At 61.1% G+C, this 18,131-nt stretch carries 13 protein-coding genes; 9 read left to right on the top strand and 4 right to left on the bottom strand.

The genetic code is table 11. The annotated features are described in order from the left end of the window. Nucleotides 1–5 precede the first annotated feature (5 nt). From betB to yccS, 8 genes are all read left to right on the top strand, one after another. A complete protein-coding gene (gene betB / locus AC1DRN_RS21505) occupies nucleotides 6–1,478 on the top strand; it encodes a betaine-aldehyde dehydrogenase (RefSeq protein WP_223456780.1) in 1,473 nt (490 codons plus the stop codon). Nucleotides 1,479–1,631: 153 nt separating this feature from the next. After that, nucleotides 1,632–3,332, top strand: a complete 1,701-nt coding sequence (betA, locus tag AC1DRN_RS21510) for a choline dehydrogenase (RefSeq protein ID WP_223456779.1) — start codon at nucleotides 1,632–1,634, stop codon at nucleotides 3,330–3,332. A gap of 284 nt (nucleotides 3,333–3,616) precedes the next feature. Next, nucleotides 3,617–5,059 (top strand): TldD/PmbA family protein, encoded by a 1,443-nt coding sequence (locus tag AC1DRN_RS21515; RefSeq protein WP_223456778.1) that lies wholly within the window; start codon nucleotides 3,617–3,619, stop codon nucleotides 5,057–5,059. Beyond that, on the top strand, nucleotides 5,059–6,396 hold the full coding sequence (locus tag AC1DRN_RS21520; protein ID WP_223456777.1) for a TldD/PmbA family protein: 1,338 nt from the start codon (nucleotides 5,059–5,061) through the stop codon (nucleotides 6,394–6,396). Before AC1DRN_RS21515 ends, AC1DRN_RS21520 begins: the two co-directional genes overlap by 1 nt. Before the next feature lie 146 nt (nucleotides 6,397–6,542). After that, on the top strand, nucleotides 6,543–7,970 hold the full coding sequence (mdtD, locus tag AC1DRN_RS21525) for a multidrug transporter subunit MdtD (RefSeq protein ID WP_223456776.1): 1,428 nt from the start codon (nucleotides 6,543–6,545) through the stop codon (nucleotides 7,968–7,970). Nucleotides 7,971–8,075: 105 nt separating this feature from the next. Then, nucleotides 8,076–9,413 (top strand): ATP-dependent RNA helicase DbpA, encoded by a 1,338-nt coding sequence (dbpA, locus tag AC1DRN_RS21530; RefSeq protein ID WP_256589093.1) that lies wholly within the window; start codon nucleotides 8,076–8,078, stop codon nucleotides 9,411–9,413. A 153-nt stretch (nucleotides 9,414–9,566) separates the two neighbouring features. Continuing rightward, complete coding sequence (locus AC1DRN_RS21535) at nucleotides 9,567–10,745, top strand: BaiN/RdsA family NAD(P)/FAD-dependent oxidoreductase (RefSeq protein ID WP_223456775.1); 1,179 nt, start codon at nucleotides 9,567–9,569, stop codon at nucleotides 10,743–10,745. Between the two features lie 220 nt (nucleotides 10,746–10,965). Then, entirely contained in the window at nucleotides 10,966–13,149 is a 2,184-nt protein-coding gene (gene yccS, locus AC1DRN_RS21540; RefSeq protein WP_223456774.1) for a YccS family putative transporter, read from the top strand. A gap of 157 nt (nucleotides 13,150–13,306) precedes the next feature. Here the strand turns inward: yccS and AC1DRN_RS21545 are convergent, their stop codons facing one another. After that, nucleotides 13,307–14,044 (bottom strand): substrate-binding periplasmic protein, encoded by a 738-nt coding sequence (locus AC1DRN_RS21545; protein WP_223456772.1) that lies wholly within the window; start codon nucleotides 14,042–14,044, stop codon nucleotides 13,307–13,309. A gap of 256 nt (nucleotides 14,045–14,300) precedes the next feature. Between AC1DRN_RS21545 and AC1DRN_RS21550 the strand changes: the two genes are divergently transcribed. Further along, nucleotides 14,301–14,753: a GNAT family N-acetyltransferase gene (locus tag AC1DRN_RS21550; protein ID WP_223456770.1), complete on the top strand. Its 453-nt coding sequence runs from the start codon at nucleotides 14,301–14,303 to the stop codon at nucleotides 14,751–14,753. A 108-nt stretch (nucleotides 14,754–14,861) separates the two neighbouring features. Here the strand turns inward: AC1DRN_RS21550 and AC1DRN_RS21555 are convergent, their stop codons facing one another. From AC1DRN_RS21555 to AC1DRN_RS21565, 3 genes are read right to left on the bottom strand one after another with little or no spacing between them, the layout of a single operon-like run. After that, nucleotides 14,862–15,158, bottom strand: a complete 297-nt coding sequence (locus AC1DRN_RS21555; RefSeq protein ID WP_007894945.1) for a winged helix-turn-helix domain-containing protein — start codon at nucleotides 15,156–15,158, stop codon at nucleotides 14,862–14,864. 37 nt (nucleotides 15,159–15,195) lie between these two features. After that, complete coding sequence (locus AC1DRN_RS21560; protein WP_223456768.1) at nucleotides 15,196–15,684, bottom strand: YgjP-like metallopeptidase domain-containing protein; 489 nt, start codon at nucleotides 15,682–15,684, stop codon at nucleotides 15,196–15,198. 45 nt (nucleotides 15,685–15,729) lie between these two features. Next, nucleotides 15,730–17,853, bottom strand: coding sequence for a putative bifunctional diguanylate cyclase/phosphodiesterase (locus AC1DRN_RS21565; RefSeq protein WP_223456765.1), 2,124 nt, complete (start codon nucleotides 17,851–17,853; stop codon nucleotides 15,730–15,732). Between the last annotated feature and the right edge of the window lie 278 nt (nucleotides 17,854–18,131).

The raw sequence follows: 18,131 nt of genomic DNA on the forward strand, positions 1-18,131 counted from the left end.
ACTTTATGGCCCGTTTCGAACTGCAAAAACTCTACATCGATGGCGCTTACAGTGACGCCAGCAGCGACGCCACTTTCGAAGCCATCAACCCGGCTAACGGCGAAGTCCTCGCAAAAGTACAACGTGCGACCAAGGAAGACGTCGAGCGCGCTGTGGTCAGCGCCGAAAAGGGCCAGAAAATCTGGGCCGCGATGACCGCCATGGAGCGTTCGCGCATCCTGCGTCGCGCCGTGGAAATCCTGCGCGAGCGCAACGATGAGCTGGCCGCCCTGGAAACCCTGGACACCGGCAAGGCCTACTCCGAAACCCGCTACGTCGACATCGTCACCGGCGCTGACGTGCTGGAGTACTACGCAGGCCTGGTGCCGGCCATCGAAGGCGAGCAGATTCCGCTGCGCACCACTTCGTTCGTCTACACCCGTCGCGAGCCGCTGGGCATCGTTGCCGGTATCGGCGCGTGGAACTACCCGATCCAGATCGCCCTGTGGAAATCCGCACCCGCCCTGGCCGCCGGTAACGCGATGATCTTCAAACCAAGTGAAGTCACCTCGCTGACCACCCTGAAACTGGCCGAGATCTACACCGAGGCTGGCGTGCCAAACGGCGTGTTCAACGTCCTGACCGGCAGCGGCCGCGAAGTCGGCACCTGGCTGACCGAGCACCCGCGCATCGAGAAAGTCTCGTTCACCGGCGGCACCGACACCGGCAAGAAAGTCATGGCCAGCGCTTCGGCTTCGTCGCTCAAGGACGTGACCATGGAACTGGGCGGCAAGTCGCCGCTGATCATTTGCGACGACGCCGACCTCGATCGCGCCGCCGACACCGCGATGATGGCCAACTTCTACAGCTCCGGCCAGGTCTGCACCAACGGCACTCGCGTGTTCGTACCGGCCCATCTGAAAGCCGCTTTCGAAGCCAAGATCGTTGAGCGCGTTGCGCGCATCCGCGTCGGCAACCCGCAAGACGAGAACACCAACTTCGGCCCGCTGGTCAGCTTCGCCCACATGGAAAGCGTGCTGGGCTACATCGCCAAGGGCAAGGAAGAAGGCGCCCGCGTCCTGTGCGGCGGTGAGCGTCTGACCGACGGCGAATTCGCCAAAGGCGCGTTCGTGGCCCCGACCGTGTTCACCGACTGCACCGACGACATGACCATCGTCCGTGAAGAAATCTTTGGCCCGGTGATGGCGATCCTCACCTACGAAACCGAAGAAGAAGTGATCCGTCGCGCCAACGACACCGACTTCGGCCTGGCCGCCGGTATCGTCACCAAGGACCTGAACCGCGCCCACCGCGTGATCCATCAGCTGGAAGCCGGTATCTGCTGGATCAACGCCTGGGGCGAGTCCGACGCGAAGATGCCGGTCGGCGGCTACAAGCAGTCGGGTGTCGGCCGTGAGAACGGCATCAGCTCGCTGAACAACTTCACCCGCATCAAATCGGTACAGGTCGAGCTGGGCGATTACGTCTCGGTGTTCTAAGGCGCCTTTTCGCGTCGCCTGCGAGGCCGTCATCGCGAGCAAGCTCGCTCCCACATTGGAATGCGTACTCCTGTGGGAGCGAGCTTGCTCGCGATTCGAGTGCGCAGCACTCGCCAGGCCTGACCTGAACCAACTTCAAAGAGGGTGCATTCAATGTCCCAAGAATTCGACTACATCATCATCGGTGCCGGCTCGGCCGGTAACACCCTGGCGACCCGTCTGACCGAAGACGCAGGCGTCACCGTCCTGCTGCTCGAAGCGGGCGGCCCGGATTACCGTCTGGATTTCCGCACGCAAATGCCGGCCGCTTTGGCGTTCCCGCTACAAGGCCGTCGCTACAACTGGGCCTACGAAACCGATCCTGAGCCACACATGGACGGCCGTCGCATGGAATGCGGTCGCGGCAAGGGCCTGGGCGGTTCTTCGCTGATCAACGGCATGTGCTACATCCGCGGCAACGCCATGGACTACGACGGCTGGGCAAAACTGCCAGGCCTGGAAGACTGGTCGTACCTCGATTGCCTGCCGTATTTCCGCAAGGCCGAAACCCGCGACATCGGCCCGAACGACTACCACGGTGGCGACGGCCCGGTCAGCGTGACCACGCCGAAAGCCGGCAACAACCCGCTGTTCCACGCCATGGTTGAAGCGGGCGTGCAGGCCGGTTACCCGCGTACCGAAGACCTCAACGGCTACCAGCAGGAAGGCTTCGGCCCGATGGACCGCACCGTGACGCCCAAGGGTCGTCGTGCCTCCACCGCCCGTGGTTACCTGGACGTCGCCAAGAAGCGTTCGACCCTGACCATCGTCACTCATGCCCTGACCGACAAGATCCTGTTCGAAGGCAAGCGTGCGGTCGGCGTGCGTTACCTGGTCGGTGCGGCCGAAGAGCGTGTTGAAGTCAAAGCCCGCAAGGAAGTGCTGCTGTGCTCCGGCGCCATCGCTTCGCCGCAGATCCTGCAACGCTCCGGCGTCGGCCCGGCCGAACTGCTGAACAAGCTCGACATTCCGGTGGTCCACGACCTGCCGGGCGTTGGTGAAAACCTGCAGGATCACCTTGAGCTGTACCTGCAATACGCTTGCACCCAACCGGTCTCGTTGTACCCGTCGCTGCTCTTGCACAACCAGCCGGCCATCGGTGCCGAATGGCTGTTCAACGGCACCGGCATCGGCGCCAGCAACCAGTTCGAAGCCGGCGGTTTCATTCGCACCCGTCCGGAATTCGAATGGCCGAACATCCAGTACCACTTCCTGCCGGTAGCGATTAACTACAACGGCAGTAACGGTGTGAAAGAACACGGCTTCCAGGCGCACATGGGCTCCATGCGTTCGCCAAGCCGTGGTCGCATCCAGGCCAAGTCCAAGGACCCGCGCCAGCACCCGAGCATCCTGTTCAACTACATGGCCACCGAGCAGGACTGGCAGGAATTCCGCGACGGCATCCGCCTGACCCGTGAAATCATGCAACAGCCAGCGCTGGATGCCTTCCGCGGTCGTGAGATCAGCCCGGGCATCGAGGTGCAAACCGACGAGCAACTGGACAAGTTCATCCGCGAACACGCCGAAACCGCGTTCCACCCGTCCTGCTCGTGCAAGATGGGCACCGACGAGATGGCCGTGGTCGATGGCGAAGGTCGCGTGCATGGCATGCAGGGTCTGCGTGTGGTCGATGCCTCGATCATGCCGATCATCACCACCGGCAATCTCAACGCACCAACGATCATGATGGCCGAGAAAATCGCCGACAAGATCCGTGGCCGCAAGCCGTTGCCGCGCAGCTCCGCCACTTACTATGTGGCGGGTGAAGCGCCGGTGAAGGGCAAGCCGATGCGGGAATTGAGCCAGATCGCTTAAGGCACTGCACCGCGTCACGGCCAATCGCGAGCAGGCTCGCTCCTACAGGTTTCAGGTTGGATTGCAGATTTGTGATCCACCCTCAACCACTGTAGGAGCGAGCCTGCTCGCGATGAGGCCCTGACAACCTGCACACATCTTCCGGACAAACCCAGCAATCCCTCTCTCCACAGATCCAAACTTGATCCTCCCCCCGCGCAAGCCTAATCTAGCGCCACGCAATCGTTTCACCCCTCCCTTCGCAACACCGCGCCATCGCCACTCCATACCCAGGAGGTTCACGAATGTTCGATTTCCATCCCCAGCTCAAGCAGCGCTTCGCTGCCTTGCGCACGGGTGCCGAATTCTTTTCCCTGCGTTATGTGCGCGAATCCGGGCAGTACCTGTCGGTGCGCAAGAACGTCGCCGAACCGCCAAGCCTGAGCCGTGACGAAGGGGCGATGCTGACCGTGCGGGTCAATGGCGTCGAGGCCTATGCGGCCACCAACGACCTGTCGCAACAGGGCCTGCAAGCTGCCCTCGAACGCGCCGAACTCCAGGCCCGCCGACTCAAGCCCCACGCCTTGCTGGACCTGCGCGAGCAGGCTGTTTCCAGCGACCGCGCCGATTACTTTTCGCCCAACCTCGACCAGGCCTTCCCGCCCCTGAGCGACTGCTACCAACTGCTTGGCACCGAGTCGGCCGCCGTACCCAAGGACGAGCGCCTGGTGAATTGGCAGGTCAGCCTCGGCATGACCCACGTCGAGCAGATTTACCTCAACAGCGCCGGTGCCGAACTGCGCCAGGCCCAACGCTTTGTCTACCCTGGCCTGGACGTCACGGCCTACGACGGCAACGACAGCCAGACCCGTAGCCTGGGCCGCGAGAACTTCGGCCAGCAAGGCGCGGCGGACGTCATCAGCCGCTGCGGCCTGATCGGTGCCGGTGCCCAGGTGGCCGATCAGGCCCTGCAATTGCTCCTGGCGCCGAACACCCCGCAAGGCAAGCGCGACCTGCTGCTGATGCCCGACCAGATGATGCTGCAAATCCACGAATCCATCGGCCACCCGCTGGAACTGGACCGCATCCTCGGCGACGAGCGCAATTACGCTGGCACCAGTTTCGTCAAAGCCTGCGATTTCGGCCGCCTGCAATACGGTTCCGGCCTGCTCAACGTGACCTTCGACCCGGACATTCCCGAGGAACTCGCCAGCTACGGCCATGACGACGACGGCACGCCCGCCAGCAAACAGTTCCTGATCCGTGAAGGCCTGTTGCTGCGCCCGCTGGGTGGTGCGTTGTCGCAATTCCGTGCCGGCATGGACGGCGTCGCCAACAGCCGTGCGTGCGGCTGGAACCGCCCGCCCATCGACCGCATGGCCAACCTCAACATCGAGCCAGGCGATCAGTCCATCGAGCAGTTGATCGGCGGTATCGAACACGGCGTGCTGATGTCGACCAACCGCTCATGGTCGATCGACGATGCGCGCAACAAATTCCAGTTCGGCTGCGAATGGGGCCAACTGATCGAAAACGGCGAACTCAAGGACGTGGTGAAGAATCCCAATTACAGGGGCATCTCCGCGCAATTCTGGAAGAGCCTCAGCGCCGTCGGCGATGCCAGTACCTTCAAGGTCCTCGGCACACCGAACTGCGGCAAGGGCGAACCGAACCAGGTGATCCGCGTCGGCCACGCATCACCGGCCTGTGTGTTCAGCAACGTTGATGTATTCGGAGGAGACGCCTGATGAATCCTTCAAACAGCCAGTCCGCGTCGTTCAAGGCGCTGGTCAACAGCCTGCGTGCAGCCCTGCGCGAGCCCGAGCAGTTCACCCTCAGCTACGCCGCCGAATCGTCGGCCTTCGTGCGTTTCAACCACGCCAAGGTGCGTCAGGCCGGTCAGGTGCAGCAGGCGAGTATCGGCCTGAAGCTGATCAACGAAGGCCGCCATGCCGACCTGCACATCACCCTGGCCGGCGATCCGCAGGTGGATGCACAGCGCCTGAACGAAGGCCTGCAACAGTTGCGTGAAACCCTGCCACTGCTGCCTGCGGACCCGTACTTGCTGCTCAACCACAACGGCTGGCAGAGCAACAACGTGCAGTCGCACCCGCTGCCGGACACCGAGCAGGTAGTCGCGCAAATCACCCAGGCCGCCGAAGGCCTGGATCTGGTCGGATTCTATGCTGCAGGGCCTATCAGTCGTGGCTTTGCCAGTTCTTCGGGCGCCTTCGGCTGGCATCAGGCCAACAGTTTCAATTTCGACTTCAGCCTGTTCCACGAGAATGGCCAGGCCGTGAAAGCCAGCTACGCCGGGCACGACTGGAGCAGCGAAGGCTTTGCCAAACGCTTCCAGCAAGCCCGCGAACAGCTTGAGTTTCTGGGCCGGCCACTGCGCACCTTGGCGCCCGGCCAGTACCGCGCCTACCTGGCACCGGCGGCGCTGGAAGAAATCATGGGCATGCTGTGCTGGGGTGGTTTCTCGGCACAGTCGATTGCCAGCAAAAGCAGCCCGCTGCAAAAGCTCTACGGGGGTGACAGCGCCTTCAGCCCGCTGGTCTCGCTGGATGAAAAAGTCAGCGGCTCGCTGAGCCCGGCGTTTTCCGATGAGGGTTATCCGCGCAGCGACCTGGAGTTGATCGTCGACGGCAAGGCCCGGGCGCAACTGGTCGGCTCGCGCAGCGCCGCTGAATACGGTTTGACTGCCAATGGCGCCAGCGGCGGTGAATCACCGAGCGCACTGAACATGAAAGCCGGGACATTGCCTGACGCGGACATCCTCAAGCAATTGGGCACGGGGCTGTACATCAGCAACCTGTGGTACCTGAACTTCTCTGATCAACCGGCCGCACGCCTGACCGGCATGACCCGGTTTGCCACGTTCTGGGTCGAGAACGGCGAAATTCAGGCACCAGTCAGCACCATGCGTTTTGATGACAGCGCCTTCAGCCTGCTCGGTTCGCAACTGGAAGCGTTGACCGAGGAGCGGGAGTTGTTGCTGTCGGCCAGTACCTACAGCCAGCGGGCGACGGCTTCGGCGTTGTTGCCGGGGGCGCTGGTCAGCCGATTGACCCTGACCCTGTAGACACATACCCCTGTAGGAGCGAGCTTGCTCGCGATGGTCGTGAACGATGACGCGTGCTGTCTGGAAAAATGCATCGCCTTCACATTCATCGCGAGCAAGCTCGCTCCTACAGGAATGGAGTAAAGCTCACACTGACAAGAGGCCCCATGCCCAACCGCCCACCTCTCGACGCTGTCACCGCCCGCTGGGTGCCGTGGGTCGTCGCCATTGCCTTCTTCATGCAGTCCCTCGACGGGACGATTCTCAACACCGCCCTGCCGGCCATGGCCCGCGACTTGGCCGAAGACCCATTGCGCATGCAGGGTGTGATCATCGCCTACATGCTCACGGTCGCGTTGCTGATTCCCGCGTCCGGCTGGATCGCCGATCGCTTCGGCACCCGAAAGATCTTCTTCAGCGCCATTCTGTTGTTCAGCTTCGGCTCGTTGCTCTGCGCATTGTCGAGCAGCCTGACCATGTTGATCGGCGCCCGGGTGATCCAGGGCCTGGGTGGCGCACTGATGTTGCCGGTCGGGCGGCTGGTGGTGTTGCGCGCCTATCCGCGTTCGGAACTGGTGCGGATCATGGGCTTCATCACCATTCCCGGGCTGCTCGGCCCCTTGATCGGCCCGACCATGGGCGGCTGGATGGTGCAATACCTGACCTGGCACTGGATCTTCCTGATCAACCTGCCCGTCGGTGTCGTCGGTTGCTACGCCGTGTGGAAATTCATCCCCGACCTTCGTGGCACCGAGCGCACCCGTTTCGATAGCCTGGGTTTCGTGCTGTTCGGCGCGGCGATGATTCTGATCACAATTGCCATGGAAGGCCTGGGCGAACTGCACCTGCCGCATTTGCGGGTGATGTTGCTGCTGTTCGGCGGCATGGCTTGCCTCGCCGCGTATTGGTTGCGCGCCGGGCATATCGAAAACCCGTTGTTCGCGCCGTCGCTGTTCAAGACCCGGACCTTTGCCGTGGGCATTCTCGGCAACCTGTTCGCCCGTCTCGGCAGCGGCGCCCTGCCCTTTCTGGTGCCATTGCTGTTGCAAGTGGCGCTGGGCTATTCGCCGTCCCAGGCCGGGATGAGCATGCTGCCGCTGGCGGCGGCGGCGATGATCGCCAAGTGGGTCGCGCGGCCGCTGATCGAGCGTTTGGGTTATCGCATCGTGCTCACCGGCAACACCCTGGCGCTGGGGATCATGCTGGCGAGCATGGGCCTGGTCAGCGAGCAAACACCGTACTGGCTGCTGCTGTGCATGTTGGCGATCCTTGGTGCGATCAACTCCTTGCAGTTCACCGCGATGAACACCGTGACCCTGATCGACCTCGACGATGCCAGCGCCAGCAGCGGCAACAGCCTGCTGTCGGTGGTCGCGCAGTTGTCCCTGAGCCTGGGGGTTGCGTGTGCGGGTGCGCTGCTCGGTGGCTTTACGGCGGAGATTGGCAATGACGGCGTGGACACGGTTTTGGGCGCCTTTCAACTAACGTTCGTGACGGTTGGAATCATGGCAATGCTCGCCGCAACCATCTTCTCCCAGCTCTCGAAGCAAGACGGACGGCGTGTCAAACGTCCGGAACAGCACATCGAACCTTAGGGCGAATGGCCATCGGACTGGTACACTGCGCGACATTTTGTTTTGCAGGCCAGTCCCGTGACCACCATCGCCACCGAATTTAATACTTTGCCGCTGTCCGCCGCCATGCTGGCTAACCTCGACTCCCTCGGTTATGCCCAGATGACGCCGATCCAGGCGCAAAGCTTGCCGGTGATCCTCAAGGGGATGGACCTGATCGCCCAGGCCAAGACCGGCAGCGGCAAGACCGCCGCGTTCGGCATCGGCCTGCTGAACCCGATCAATCCGCGCTACTTCGGTTGCCAGGCGCTGATCCTGTGCCCGACCCGCGAGCTGGCCGATCAGGTCGCCAAGGAAATCCGTCGCCTGGCCCGTGCCGAAGACAACATCAAGGTCCTGACCCTGTGCGGCGGTGTGTCCCTCGGCCCGCAGATCGCTTCGCTGGAACATGGCGCGCATATCATCGTCGGCACCCCGGGCCGTATTCAGCAGCACCTGCGCAAGGGCTCGCTGGTGCTCCACGGCCTGAACACCCTGATCCTCGACGAAGCCGACCGCATGCTCGACATGGGTTTCTACGACTCCATCGAAGAAATCATCATGCAGGCCCCGGAGCGTCGCCAGACCCTGCTGTTCTCCGCCACCTACCCGGTAGGCATCAAGCAGTTGGCCTCGAAGTTCATGCGCAATCCGCAGCAAGTGAAAGCCGAAGCTTTCCACGACGACACGCAGATCGAGCAGCGCTTCTACGAGATTTCCCCGGATGACCGCATGAGTGCGGTGACCAAGGTCCTTGGCCACTTCCGCCCGGCCTCCTGCGTGGCTTTCTGCTACACCAAGCAGCAGGTTCAGGAAACCGTCGACCACCTGACCGCCAAAGGCATTTCCGCCGTCGGCCTGCACGGCGATCTGGAACAGCGAGACCGCGACCAGGTGCTGGCGATGTTCGCCAACCGCAGTACTTCGGTACTGGTGGCGACTGACGTCGCCGCGCGCGGCCTCGATATCGACTCCCTGGACATGGTGATCAACGTCGAATTGGCCCGTGATTCGGAAATCCACATCCACCGCGTCGGCCGTACCGGTCGTGCCGGTGAGAAAGGCCTCGCGATCAGCCTTGTCGCGCCGTCCGAAGCACAGCGCGCACAAGCCATCGAGCAATTGCAGAAGACGCCGCTGACCTGGGATCAGGTCGACAACCTCACCTCCAAGGGCGGCGGCCCGCTGCTGCCGCAGATGAGCACCCTGTGCATCGCTGCCGGCCGCAAGGACAAGGTTCGTCCGGGCGACATTCTCGGCGCATTGACCGGCGACGCCGGCATCCCCGGTGCCCAGGTCGGCAAGATCGCGATTTTCGACTTCCAGGCCTATGTGGCCGTGGAGCGCGGCGTCGCCAAGCAGGCCTTGCAACGCCTGAACGACGGCAAGATCAAGGGCCGTTCGTTGCGCGTGCGTATCCTGTAAGAACAACGCACATCCCCTGTAGGAGCGAGCCTGCTCGCGAAAAACCTGAGCTCACCGCATTGAGCCAGGCTGCCGGCGTTATCGTTGACGTCCATCGCGAGCAGGCTCGCTCCTACAGTTAGTTTTGTGGTGAAACACCGTGAGGACACCGTTTTGCGCTCTACCGAAGTCGTGATCATTGGCGCTGGCGCCGCAGGGTTGATGTGTGCACTGACCGCCGCCGGGCGCGGGCGCAAGGTGCTGCTGCTCGACCATGCCAACAAGGCCGGCAAGAAAATCCTGATGTCGGGTGGTGGCCGCTGCAATTTCACCAACATGTACACGGAACCGGGCAATTTCCTCTCGCAGAACGAGCACTTCTGCAAATCCGCCCTGGCCCGCTACACCCAGTGGGATTTCATCGGCATGGTGGCCAAGCATGGCGTGCCGTACCACGAGAAAAAACTCGGCCAGTTGTTCTGCGATAACAAATCCAGCGACATCCTGGAAATGCTCCTGAATGAGTGCGACCAGGTCGGCGTCAGCCTGCACCTGGACACGTCGATCCAGACCATCGAGAAGCTCGAAAAGGGCTATTTGCTGGACACCACGCACGACCAAATCACCTGCGAATCCCTGGTGATCGCCACCGGCGGCCTGTCGATCCCGACCCTGGGTGCCACCGGTTTCGGTTACCAGGTGGCCAAACAGTTTGGCCACGAACTGCTGCCGACCCGCGCCGGTCTGGTGCCGTTCACCATCACCGATCAGCTCAAGGCCTTGTGCACCGAGTTGTCCGGTACGTCGGTGGATTGCCTGGTGAGCTGCAACGACCAGAGCTTTCGCGAGAACATCCTGTTCACCCACCGCGGCCTCAGTGGCCCGGCGATTTTGCAGATCTCGTCGTTCTGGGAATCCGGGGATACCGTCGAGATCAACCTGATGCCCGACCACGACGTACCGAGCTGGCTGCAACAGCAACAGGCCGAACGTCCCAATAGCGAGCTGAAAACCCTGCTCGGGGAAATCTTCACCAAGAAGATGGCCAACCTGCTGGCGGACAACTGGTTCGTGTCCAAACCGATGAAACAGTACACCCACGCCGAACTGGCCGATATCGCGGAAAAACTGGCGAGCTGGAAAGTCGTGCCGGCGGGCACCGAAGGCTATCGCACCGCCGAGGTGACCCTGGGTGGCGTCAACACCAATGAAGTGTCGTCCAAGACCATGGAATCGCTGAAAAGCCCGGGGCTGTACTTCATCGGCGAAGTACTCGACGTGACCGGGCATCTGGGTGGCTTCAACTTCCAGTGGGCGTGGGCTTCGGGCTACGCCGCTGCGCAGTACGTCTGATCCAACCCAAAACCTGTAGGAGCGAGCCTGCTCGCGATAGCGGCCTAACAGTCGACATCAATATTGAATGTACCGGCCTCATCGCGAGCAGGCTCACTCCTACATTGGATAGGTGTGGCGTCAAGGAACAGATTTTGCTGTCTGATGTGATCGACGCCATTGCGTCGGCGTCATTAGTGGCTCAATTTAGCGTCATTGCCTCGGAAGGCCTTCGCATTTCATGTCATCGACTTCGTTCCGCCAGTCTCTGCGTCGCCTTTGGGCGCTGGATAAATTCAGCTACAGCGTGCGGGTATTCATTGCCCTGACCGGCACCATGGCGCTGTGTTGGTATCAGGATGAAATGGGCCTGCTGATCCCGTTGTTCCTGGGGATTATCGCCAGTGCCCTGGCTGAGACCGACGACAGCTGGCAGGGCCGTCTCAACGCGCTGGCCGTAACACTGGTGTGTTTCGCGGTCGCCGCCCTGTCCGTCGAACTGCTCTTCCCCTACCCCTCGCTGTTTATCATCGCCTTCGCCCTGGCTGCGTTCTGCCTGACCATGCTCGGCGCCTTGGGCGAGCGCTATGGCGCGATTGCCTCGGCGACACTGATTCTGTCGGTCTACACCATGATCGGCGTGGACCAGCGCGGCGGTGCGGTCATCGATGTCTGGCACGAGCCGGTGCTGCTGGTGGCCGGTGCCGCCTGGTACGGCCTGCTCTCGGTGTTGTGGCAGGCGCTGTTTTCCAATCAGCCGGTGCAGCAGAGCCTGGCGCGCCTGTTCCGCGAGCTGGGCTTTTACCTGAAGCTCAAATCCTCGCTGTTCGAGCCAATCCGGCAGATGGACGTGGAGGCACGGCGCCTGGAACTGGCCCAGCAGAACGGTCGGGTGGTGGCGGCATTGAACGCTGCCAAGGAAATCATCCTGCACCGGGTCGGCAACGGTCGCCCGGGGTCGAAAGTCAGCCGCTACCTGAAACTGTACTTCCTCGCGCAGGACATCCACGAACGTGCCAGCTCATCGCACTATCCATACAACGCCCTGGCCGACGCCTTCTTCCACAGCGACGTAATGTTCCGCTGTCAGCGCCTGTTGCGTCAGCAAGGCAAAGCTTGCCGAGCCCTGGCCGAATCGATCCAGATGCGCCAGCCGTTCACCTATGACGCCAGTTTCGCCGAGGCCCTGAGCGACCTGGATGCCTCCCTCGAACACCTGCGCATCCAGAGCAACCCGGCCTGGCGCGGCTTGCTGCGTTCACTGCGGGCACTGGCGGCCAACCTTGGCACTCTCGACCGCTTGCTCAGCGATGCCAGCAACCCCGACGCTCTGGCCGACGCCACCGACAGCAGCTTGCTCGACCGTTCGCCGCGCAGCCTCAAGGACGTGTGGCTGCGCTTGCGCACGCAGCTGACGCCGACCTCGCTGCTGTTCCGCCATGCCCTGCGATTGCCCCTGGCCTTGAGCATCGGCTACGCCATGGTGCATTTGATTCACCCGTCCCAAGGCTACTGGATCATCCTCACTACGCTGTTCGTCTGCCAACCGAACTACGGCGCCACCCGCCGCAAACTCGGTCAACGGATCATCGGCACTGCCATCGGCCTGACCCTGGCCTGGGCGTTGTTCGACCTGTTCCCGAACCCGCTGATCCAGTCGTGTTTCGCCATCGCCGCCGGGGTGGTGTTCTTTACCAACCGCACCACCCGCTACACCCTGGCGACGGCGGCGATTACCCTGATGGTGCTGTTCTGCTTCAACCAGGTGGGTGACGGTTACGGGCTGTTCCTGCCACGGCTGTTCGATACCTTGCTCGGCAGCCTGATTGCCGGGCTGGCGGTGTTCCTGTTCCTGCCGGACTGGCAGGGTCGACGCCTGAACAAAGTGCTGGCCAACACCCTGGCCTGCAACAGCATTTACCTGCGCCAGATCATGCAGCAATACGCCGACGGCAAAAGCGACGACCTGGCTTACCGCCTGGCCCGCCGTAATGCGCACAACGCCGACGCGGCGCTGTCGACCACACTGGCCAATATGCTGATGGAGCCTGGGCATTTCCGTAAAGAAGCGGATGTCGGATTCCGCTTCCTGGTGCTGTCGCACACGCTACTCAGCTACCTGTCAGGCCTGGGCGCACACCGGGAAACCCAACTGCCAGCGCACGTGCATGACCATTTGATCGACGGGGCCGGGGTGAAACTGGCTGCGAGCATCGACGAAATCGCCCATGGGCTGGCGAGCAAATCCTCAATTGCGATTCAAAGCGATGAGGAAGAAGCACTGGCCAATGAACTGGAACAAATGCCCGATGAGATCGACGAGGGCCAGCGGTTGGTGCAGACGCAACTGGCGCTGATTTGTCGGCAGTTAGGGCCGCTGAGGACATTGGCGGCGCACCTGATCAAGGACACCAGTGAGGATTGAGATCAGTGGTGTCTGGGCTGGCCTCATCGCGAGCAAGCTCGCTCCCACAGAGGTTCTCTGGTGTTTACAAAATTTGTGTCGACTGAAGATCTACTGTGGGAGCGAGCTTGCTCGCGATGAGGCCATCAGCAACAACATAAAAACTGGCTGAACTCACTCACATCCCATGCTGCTTCATCAAATTGTCATAACTCCCGTCCACCTTCATCGCCGCAATTTCCCGGTCGAAACTGGCGACGATCTGCTCATGCTGCGGATTCTTCAGGCTGACCAGAATGTGCAGGCTGTTCTCGCTCAAAGCCTTGGGCAGGAATTCCACGGCGTTTCGTACCTTGGGTGACTCACGGGACAGGTAGTAGCGGGCGACGTACTCATCTTCCAGTGTCAGTTTGACCCGGTCGGCCGCGACCATGCGCACTGCCATGGCGAAGCTGTGCACCGGAATTTTCTGTAATGAGTCGTCGTTGTCGAACGCGGGCGAATAGGCGTAACCGCGCACGACGGCAATCGGATAGGTGTGCAATTGCTGCAGGTCGTTGAACTCGATGGGCGCGTCTTTACGCTTGAGAAACCGTACGCGATTGAGCAGGTATTCGCCGGAAAACTGGCCGAATTTTGTACGCTCGTCGTTGTACCAGGCGTTGACCAGCACGTCGTAGCGGCCCTCGCCCACACCCATCAAGGCCCGCGCCCAGGGCACTTGTTCAAACTCACTGGCATAGCCGGCCCTGGCGAGCGCGGTACTGACAATATCCGTGGCCAAACCACCGTTGACGAGCGTGGCATCGGTAAAGGGGGGCCAGGCATCAGCGACCAACCGCAGTTTTTCTGCCGCTGCTCCCTGAACCAGCAACAGCAATCCAATCAAAGCAAAAGCTCGATGCAATCGCGGCATGCCAGAAATCCTTAGCGGGCGGATTGCCCTACGTGTTTTCAGCCAAAACCCCAAGGCCTCGTACTGACAAGACCCGGGTACGAAACATTAGCTCATCGAAGCCACAGCACAGCGCTTCGATCCAGATTACACAAAGAAGACATCCGCGCGAGAAATGAATGATGGCATTTTGGCCTATGTCACAGATTCTTCCGCCATAAAGACTTCTGGAGCGACTGCGCTTAGTATCGGAACGACGTTTTCAGGGAATCAAAACATGACAGTCGATTGGATCTGCAAACACCACAGCGACCTGGGCAAGGAGCAGCTGTACGCCATTTTGCAGCTGCGCGCCGAGGTGTTCGTCGTCGAGCAGCAATGCGCTTATCAAGACGTGGATGGCCAGGACCTGGAAGGTGACACTTGCCACTTGATGGCCTGGGACGGCAATCAACTGGTGGCCTATCTGCGGCTGCTCGACCCGGAACTGCAAGGCGGGGACGTAGTGATCGGTCGGGTGATCATTGCTCCACACGCACGAGGCGCCGGGCTTGGACATGAGTTGATGGACCAGGCGTTGAAGCAGATTGAAGAACGCTGGCCGCAAACGCCGATCTACCTCTCGGCCCAGACGCATTTGCAGGGGTATTACGGGCGGTACGGGTTTGTCGTGACGGGCGAGGAGTTTATCGAAGATGGCATTCCACACATTGGCATGCGTCGTCCTTGAAGGCCCCATCGCGGGCAAGCCCGCTCCCACACTGAACTGTGTTCACAACTCCAATCAACTGTGGGAGCGAGCTTGCTCGCGATGGCGTCAGTTCAGTCACCGCTGGAGTCAGGGATACTCCAACACCGCCTTGATCTGCCGCAGATTACGCTCGATCCACCCGCGATCGATCGCACCCCACTCGCGAATCCGATAGCGCCCCGCATGGTTGCGCGCACCCTCTTCCTGCTCGAATTCACAGACAATATCCAGATCCGCCAGCGCCGCGATGGTGTCCTGCGCCGTGCGCCGGGGCATGCCGGTGACCTCGGTCAGCGCCGGGACACTGCTGGCCAGCCCGCTGTCGATCAGGTACGCCACGTACAACCGGCGGTAGAAGCTGCTCTTGGTCTTGCTCACGTCCATCCAATGCTCCTCAAAAGATCGCAGCCTGCGGCAGCTCCTACAGATCCCGCCACGTCAGATATACCCGCACATCGAATTCCACCTGGTGATAACCCGGCAGCATGTGCTCGCACAGTTTGTAGAAGGCCTTGTTGTGGTCCGACTCCTTGAAGTGCGCCAACTCATGCACCACGATCATTTTCAGGAACTCGCAAGGCGCTTCCTTGAACAGCGAAGCGATGCGGATTTCCTTCTTGGCCTTGAGCTTGCCACCCTGCACCCTGGAGATCGTGGTGTGCAGGCCGAGCGCGCGATGAGTCAGGTCCAGACGGTTGTCGAACAGCACCTTGTCAATTGCCGGAGCATTACGCAGGTACTCCTGCTTGAGGTCCAGGGCAAAGGTGTATAGCGCCTTGTCGCTCTGCACCCCGTGCTTTTCCGGGTAACGCTGGCTCAGGTAATCGCCCAGCCGACCGTCGGCGATCAGCTGGCGCACCTGATCCTGCAAGGTAGCGGGATAAGCCTGGAGATATTTCAACACGGTCATCGGGGCGGCAATACACGTCACTAAAAGGTCGCCAGTGTAGCGAATTCAGCGGGGCAGCGCGCTCCAGTCAAACGGCTGGACAAAGACCCCGGTGTCTTCGGCCATCATCGGCCGGGCCACCAGAAAGCCTTGCACATATTCACATCCGTTGGCCTGCAGCCATTCATACTGCGCGACGGTTTCCACCCCTTCGGCGATCACCAGCATCCCGAACTGCTTGCACAGCTCGATGACACTGCGTACCAGCGCCGCATCCCTTGCCGACTCCGGCAACCGGGCGATCAAATGCCGGTCGAGCTTGAGGGTATCCAGATCCAGGTCGCGCAAGTGCGACAGGGCGCACGGTCCGGCCCCGAAGTCATCCAGTGCCACCCGTACGCCCAGATTGTGCAGCAGGCGCAATTGCTTGCGGGTTTCTTCGGGGTTGTGCATCAAGGCCTCTTCCGTGACCTCGACTTCTAGATAACGCGGTTGCAAGCCATGGCGCTCAAGCACCTGACGCAACTCAGTGACCAGGTTGGGCATGCCGAACTGCGTACTGCTCAAACTGACGCCGAGCACCAGGTCCTCGGTAAACAGGGACTCCCAGGCTTTGCGCTGCCCGGCGCTGCGATGGTAGATCCAGCTGCCCAGACGACTGATCAGCCGCGCCTCCTCCAGCAATGGCAAAAACAGCCCCGGGGGTACATCGCCAACGCTCGGATGCTGCCAGCGCAACAAGGCCTCGAAGCCACGGATCCGCCCGTCGGCAATCGCCACCTGAGGCTGATACACCAGATTGAAATCCCGATTCTCAATGGCGGTTCGCACACTTTCTTCCAGCATCAGCCGCGAGCGCGCCCGGCCGTTCATTTCGTGATCGTAGAAGCGATATTGCTGGCGACCGGCACGCTTGGCTTCGTACATGGCAATGTCGGCCGCCCGCAGCATCCCGTCGAGATTGGCACCACAATCCGGGAACGTGGCGATGCCGATACTGGCACCCAAGGCGATATCGAGGCCATCGATCTGCTGACAGATCGACACTCGCTCGATGAGTTTCTCGGCAATCTTCGCCGCTTGCTCGGGGAACTCCAGATCCAGCAGCGCGGTGAATTCGTCACCGCCCATCCGCGCCAGAATGTCGAAGGGCCGCAGGCAAGCCTTCAACTGTTCGCAGACCCAGCGCAGCACCCGATCGCCGGCATCGTGCCCGAGCGAATCATTGACGCGCTTGAAGCCGTCGAGGTCCAGGTACATCAAGACCCAGGAACTGTCGGAGTGCTCACCGCGCAACAGCAGGTTCTCTACGGTCTGGTAGAAACCCCGGCGGTTGAGCAATCCGGTCAGCGGATCGGTGACCGCCTGAAATTCCAGTTGCTTATGCAGATGGCGCACCACCGACATGTCCAGCACGGTGACCACCATCGCATGCTGCTCGGCAGGCAACGGCGCGCAGGACAAGGCCACCGGCACCTGCTGGCCGGGTGCCGTACGTAGCAGGGCATCGTGCAGGCGCAGGGTTTCTCCGCGTTTATATCCGGCCAGCAACTCGGAATCGGCCCAGATCGGGATATGCGGTTTTTGCAGGTAGTCCAGAAACTCCTTGCCTTGCAGTTCCTGCACCGTGGCATTGAGCAGCCGTGACATCGCCGGATTGGCAAAACGAATCAGACCGTCCTCACCCAATACCAGAATGCCTTCGGCAGCGTTGTCCAGCACCGACGCATTAAAGGCACGAGCGGATTCCAGATCATGACTCAGACGCTGCAAAGCCCGGCGGTTACGCTGGTGTTCGAGCAACGCCTGGACCTTGGGCGTGAAGATCTGTGGGTCGAACGGCTTGAACAGGTAATCCACCGCACCACTGGCATAGCCCTTGATCACCGCGTCCTGGGACTGTTCGTTGGCGGTCAGGAAAATGATCGGCGTGAGACGGGTCCGCTGGCTACCGCGCATCAGGCGCGCCACTTCATAGCCGTCCATGCCCGGCATCCGCACGTCCAGCAGCACCAGGTCGATATCGTGTTCAAGCAACACGCCGAGGGCCTCGAAGCCCGAGGCGGCAGTCATGACCCGCCAGCCCTGGCGCTGTAACAACGCGCGCATGCTGATCAGGTTTTCAGGGTAATCATCGACGACTAAAAGGGTTGAGCCGCCTTCTACTGGCGTGGGTTGCGCGCATTCCATGCTGCTTCTCTAATTGCGGGGCGTCAGACCGGCTTCTCGTGAAAACCGGACAAATACTGTGCCATCACTCTAGACCCGGTTCTGCAAAAGCAGAAGGTGTCAGTGAGCCATCACTCATCATTGTGTCTTTTTACCGACTAACGGTCGATGGTTCAGACTCATGAAACCGGGATAGATGGCATTCCGACAGGATGTTGACGTCAACCACCCGTCCGACGAGCGTTAACAAAATATCCCGCTACGCTTATAAAGGCTGCCCCAAAGGTGCGGCCTAGAGC

This window comes from Pseudomonas sp. P5_B3 (assembly GCF_056400405.1).

Excerpts from the sequence above, each read along its gene's own strand:
- AC1DRN_RS21550 (WP_223456770.1), top strand. The coding sequence starts at position 14,301 with ATGACAGTCGATTGGATCTGCAAACACCACAGCGACCTGGGCAAGGAG.
- betB (WP_223456780.1), top strand. The coding sequence starts at position 6 with ATGGCCCGTTTCGAACTGCAAAAACTCTACATCGATGGCGCTTACAGT.
- AC1DRN_RS21560 (WP_223456768.1), bottom strand. The coding sequence starts at position 15,684 with ATGACCGTGTTGAAATATCTCCAGGCTTATCCCGCTACCTTGCAGGAT.
- AC1DRN_RS21520 (WP_223456777.1), top strand. The coding sequence starts at position 5,059 with ATGAATCCTTCAAACAGCCAGTCCGCGTCGTTCAAGGCGCTGGTCAAC.
- mdtD (WP_223456776.1), top strand. The coding sequence starts at position 6,543 with ATGCCCAACCGCCCACCTCTCGACGCTGTCACCGCCCGCTGGGTGCCG.
- dbpA (WP_256589093.1), top strand. The coding sequence starts at position 8,076 with ATGCTGGCTAACCTCGACTCCCTCGGTTATGCCCAGATGACGCCGATC.
- AC1DRN_RS21515 (WP_223456778.1), top strand. The coding sequence starts at position 3,617 with ATGTTCGATTTCCATCCCCAGCTCAAGCAGCGCTTCGCTGCCTTGCGC.
- AC1DRN_RS21565 (WP_223456765.1), bottom strand. The coding sequence starts at position 17,853 with ATGGAATGCGCGCAACCCACGCCAGTAGAAGGCGGCTCAACCCTTTTA.
- betA (WP_223456779.1), top strand. The coding sequence starts at position 1,632 with ATGTCCCAAGAATTCGACTACATCATCATCGGTGCCGGCTCGGCCGGT.
- AC1DRN_RS21545 (WP_223456772.1), bottom strand. The coding sequence starts at position 14,044 with ATGCCGCGATTGCATCGAGCTTTTGCTTTGATTGGATTGCTGTTGCTG.
- yccS (WP_223456774.1), top strand. The coding sequence starts at position 10,966 with ATGTCATCGACTTCGTTCCGCCAGTCTCTGCGTCGCCTTTGGGCGCTG.
- AC1DRN_RS21555 (WP_007894945.1), bottom strand. The coding sequence starts at position 15,158 with ATGGACGTGAGCAAGACCAAGAGCAGCTTCTACCGCCGGTTGTACGTG.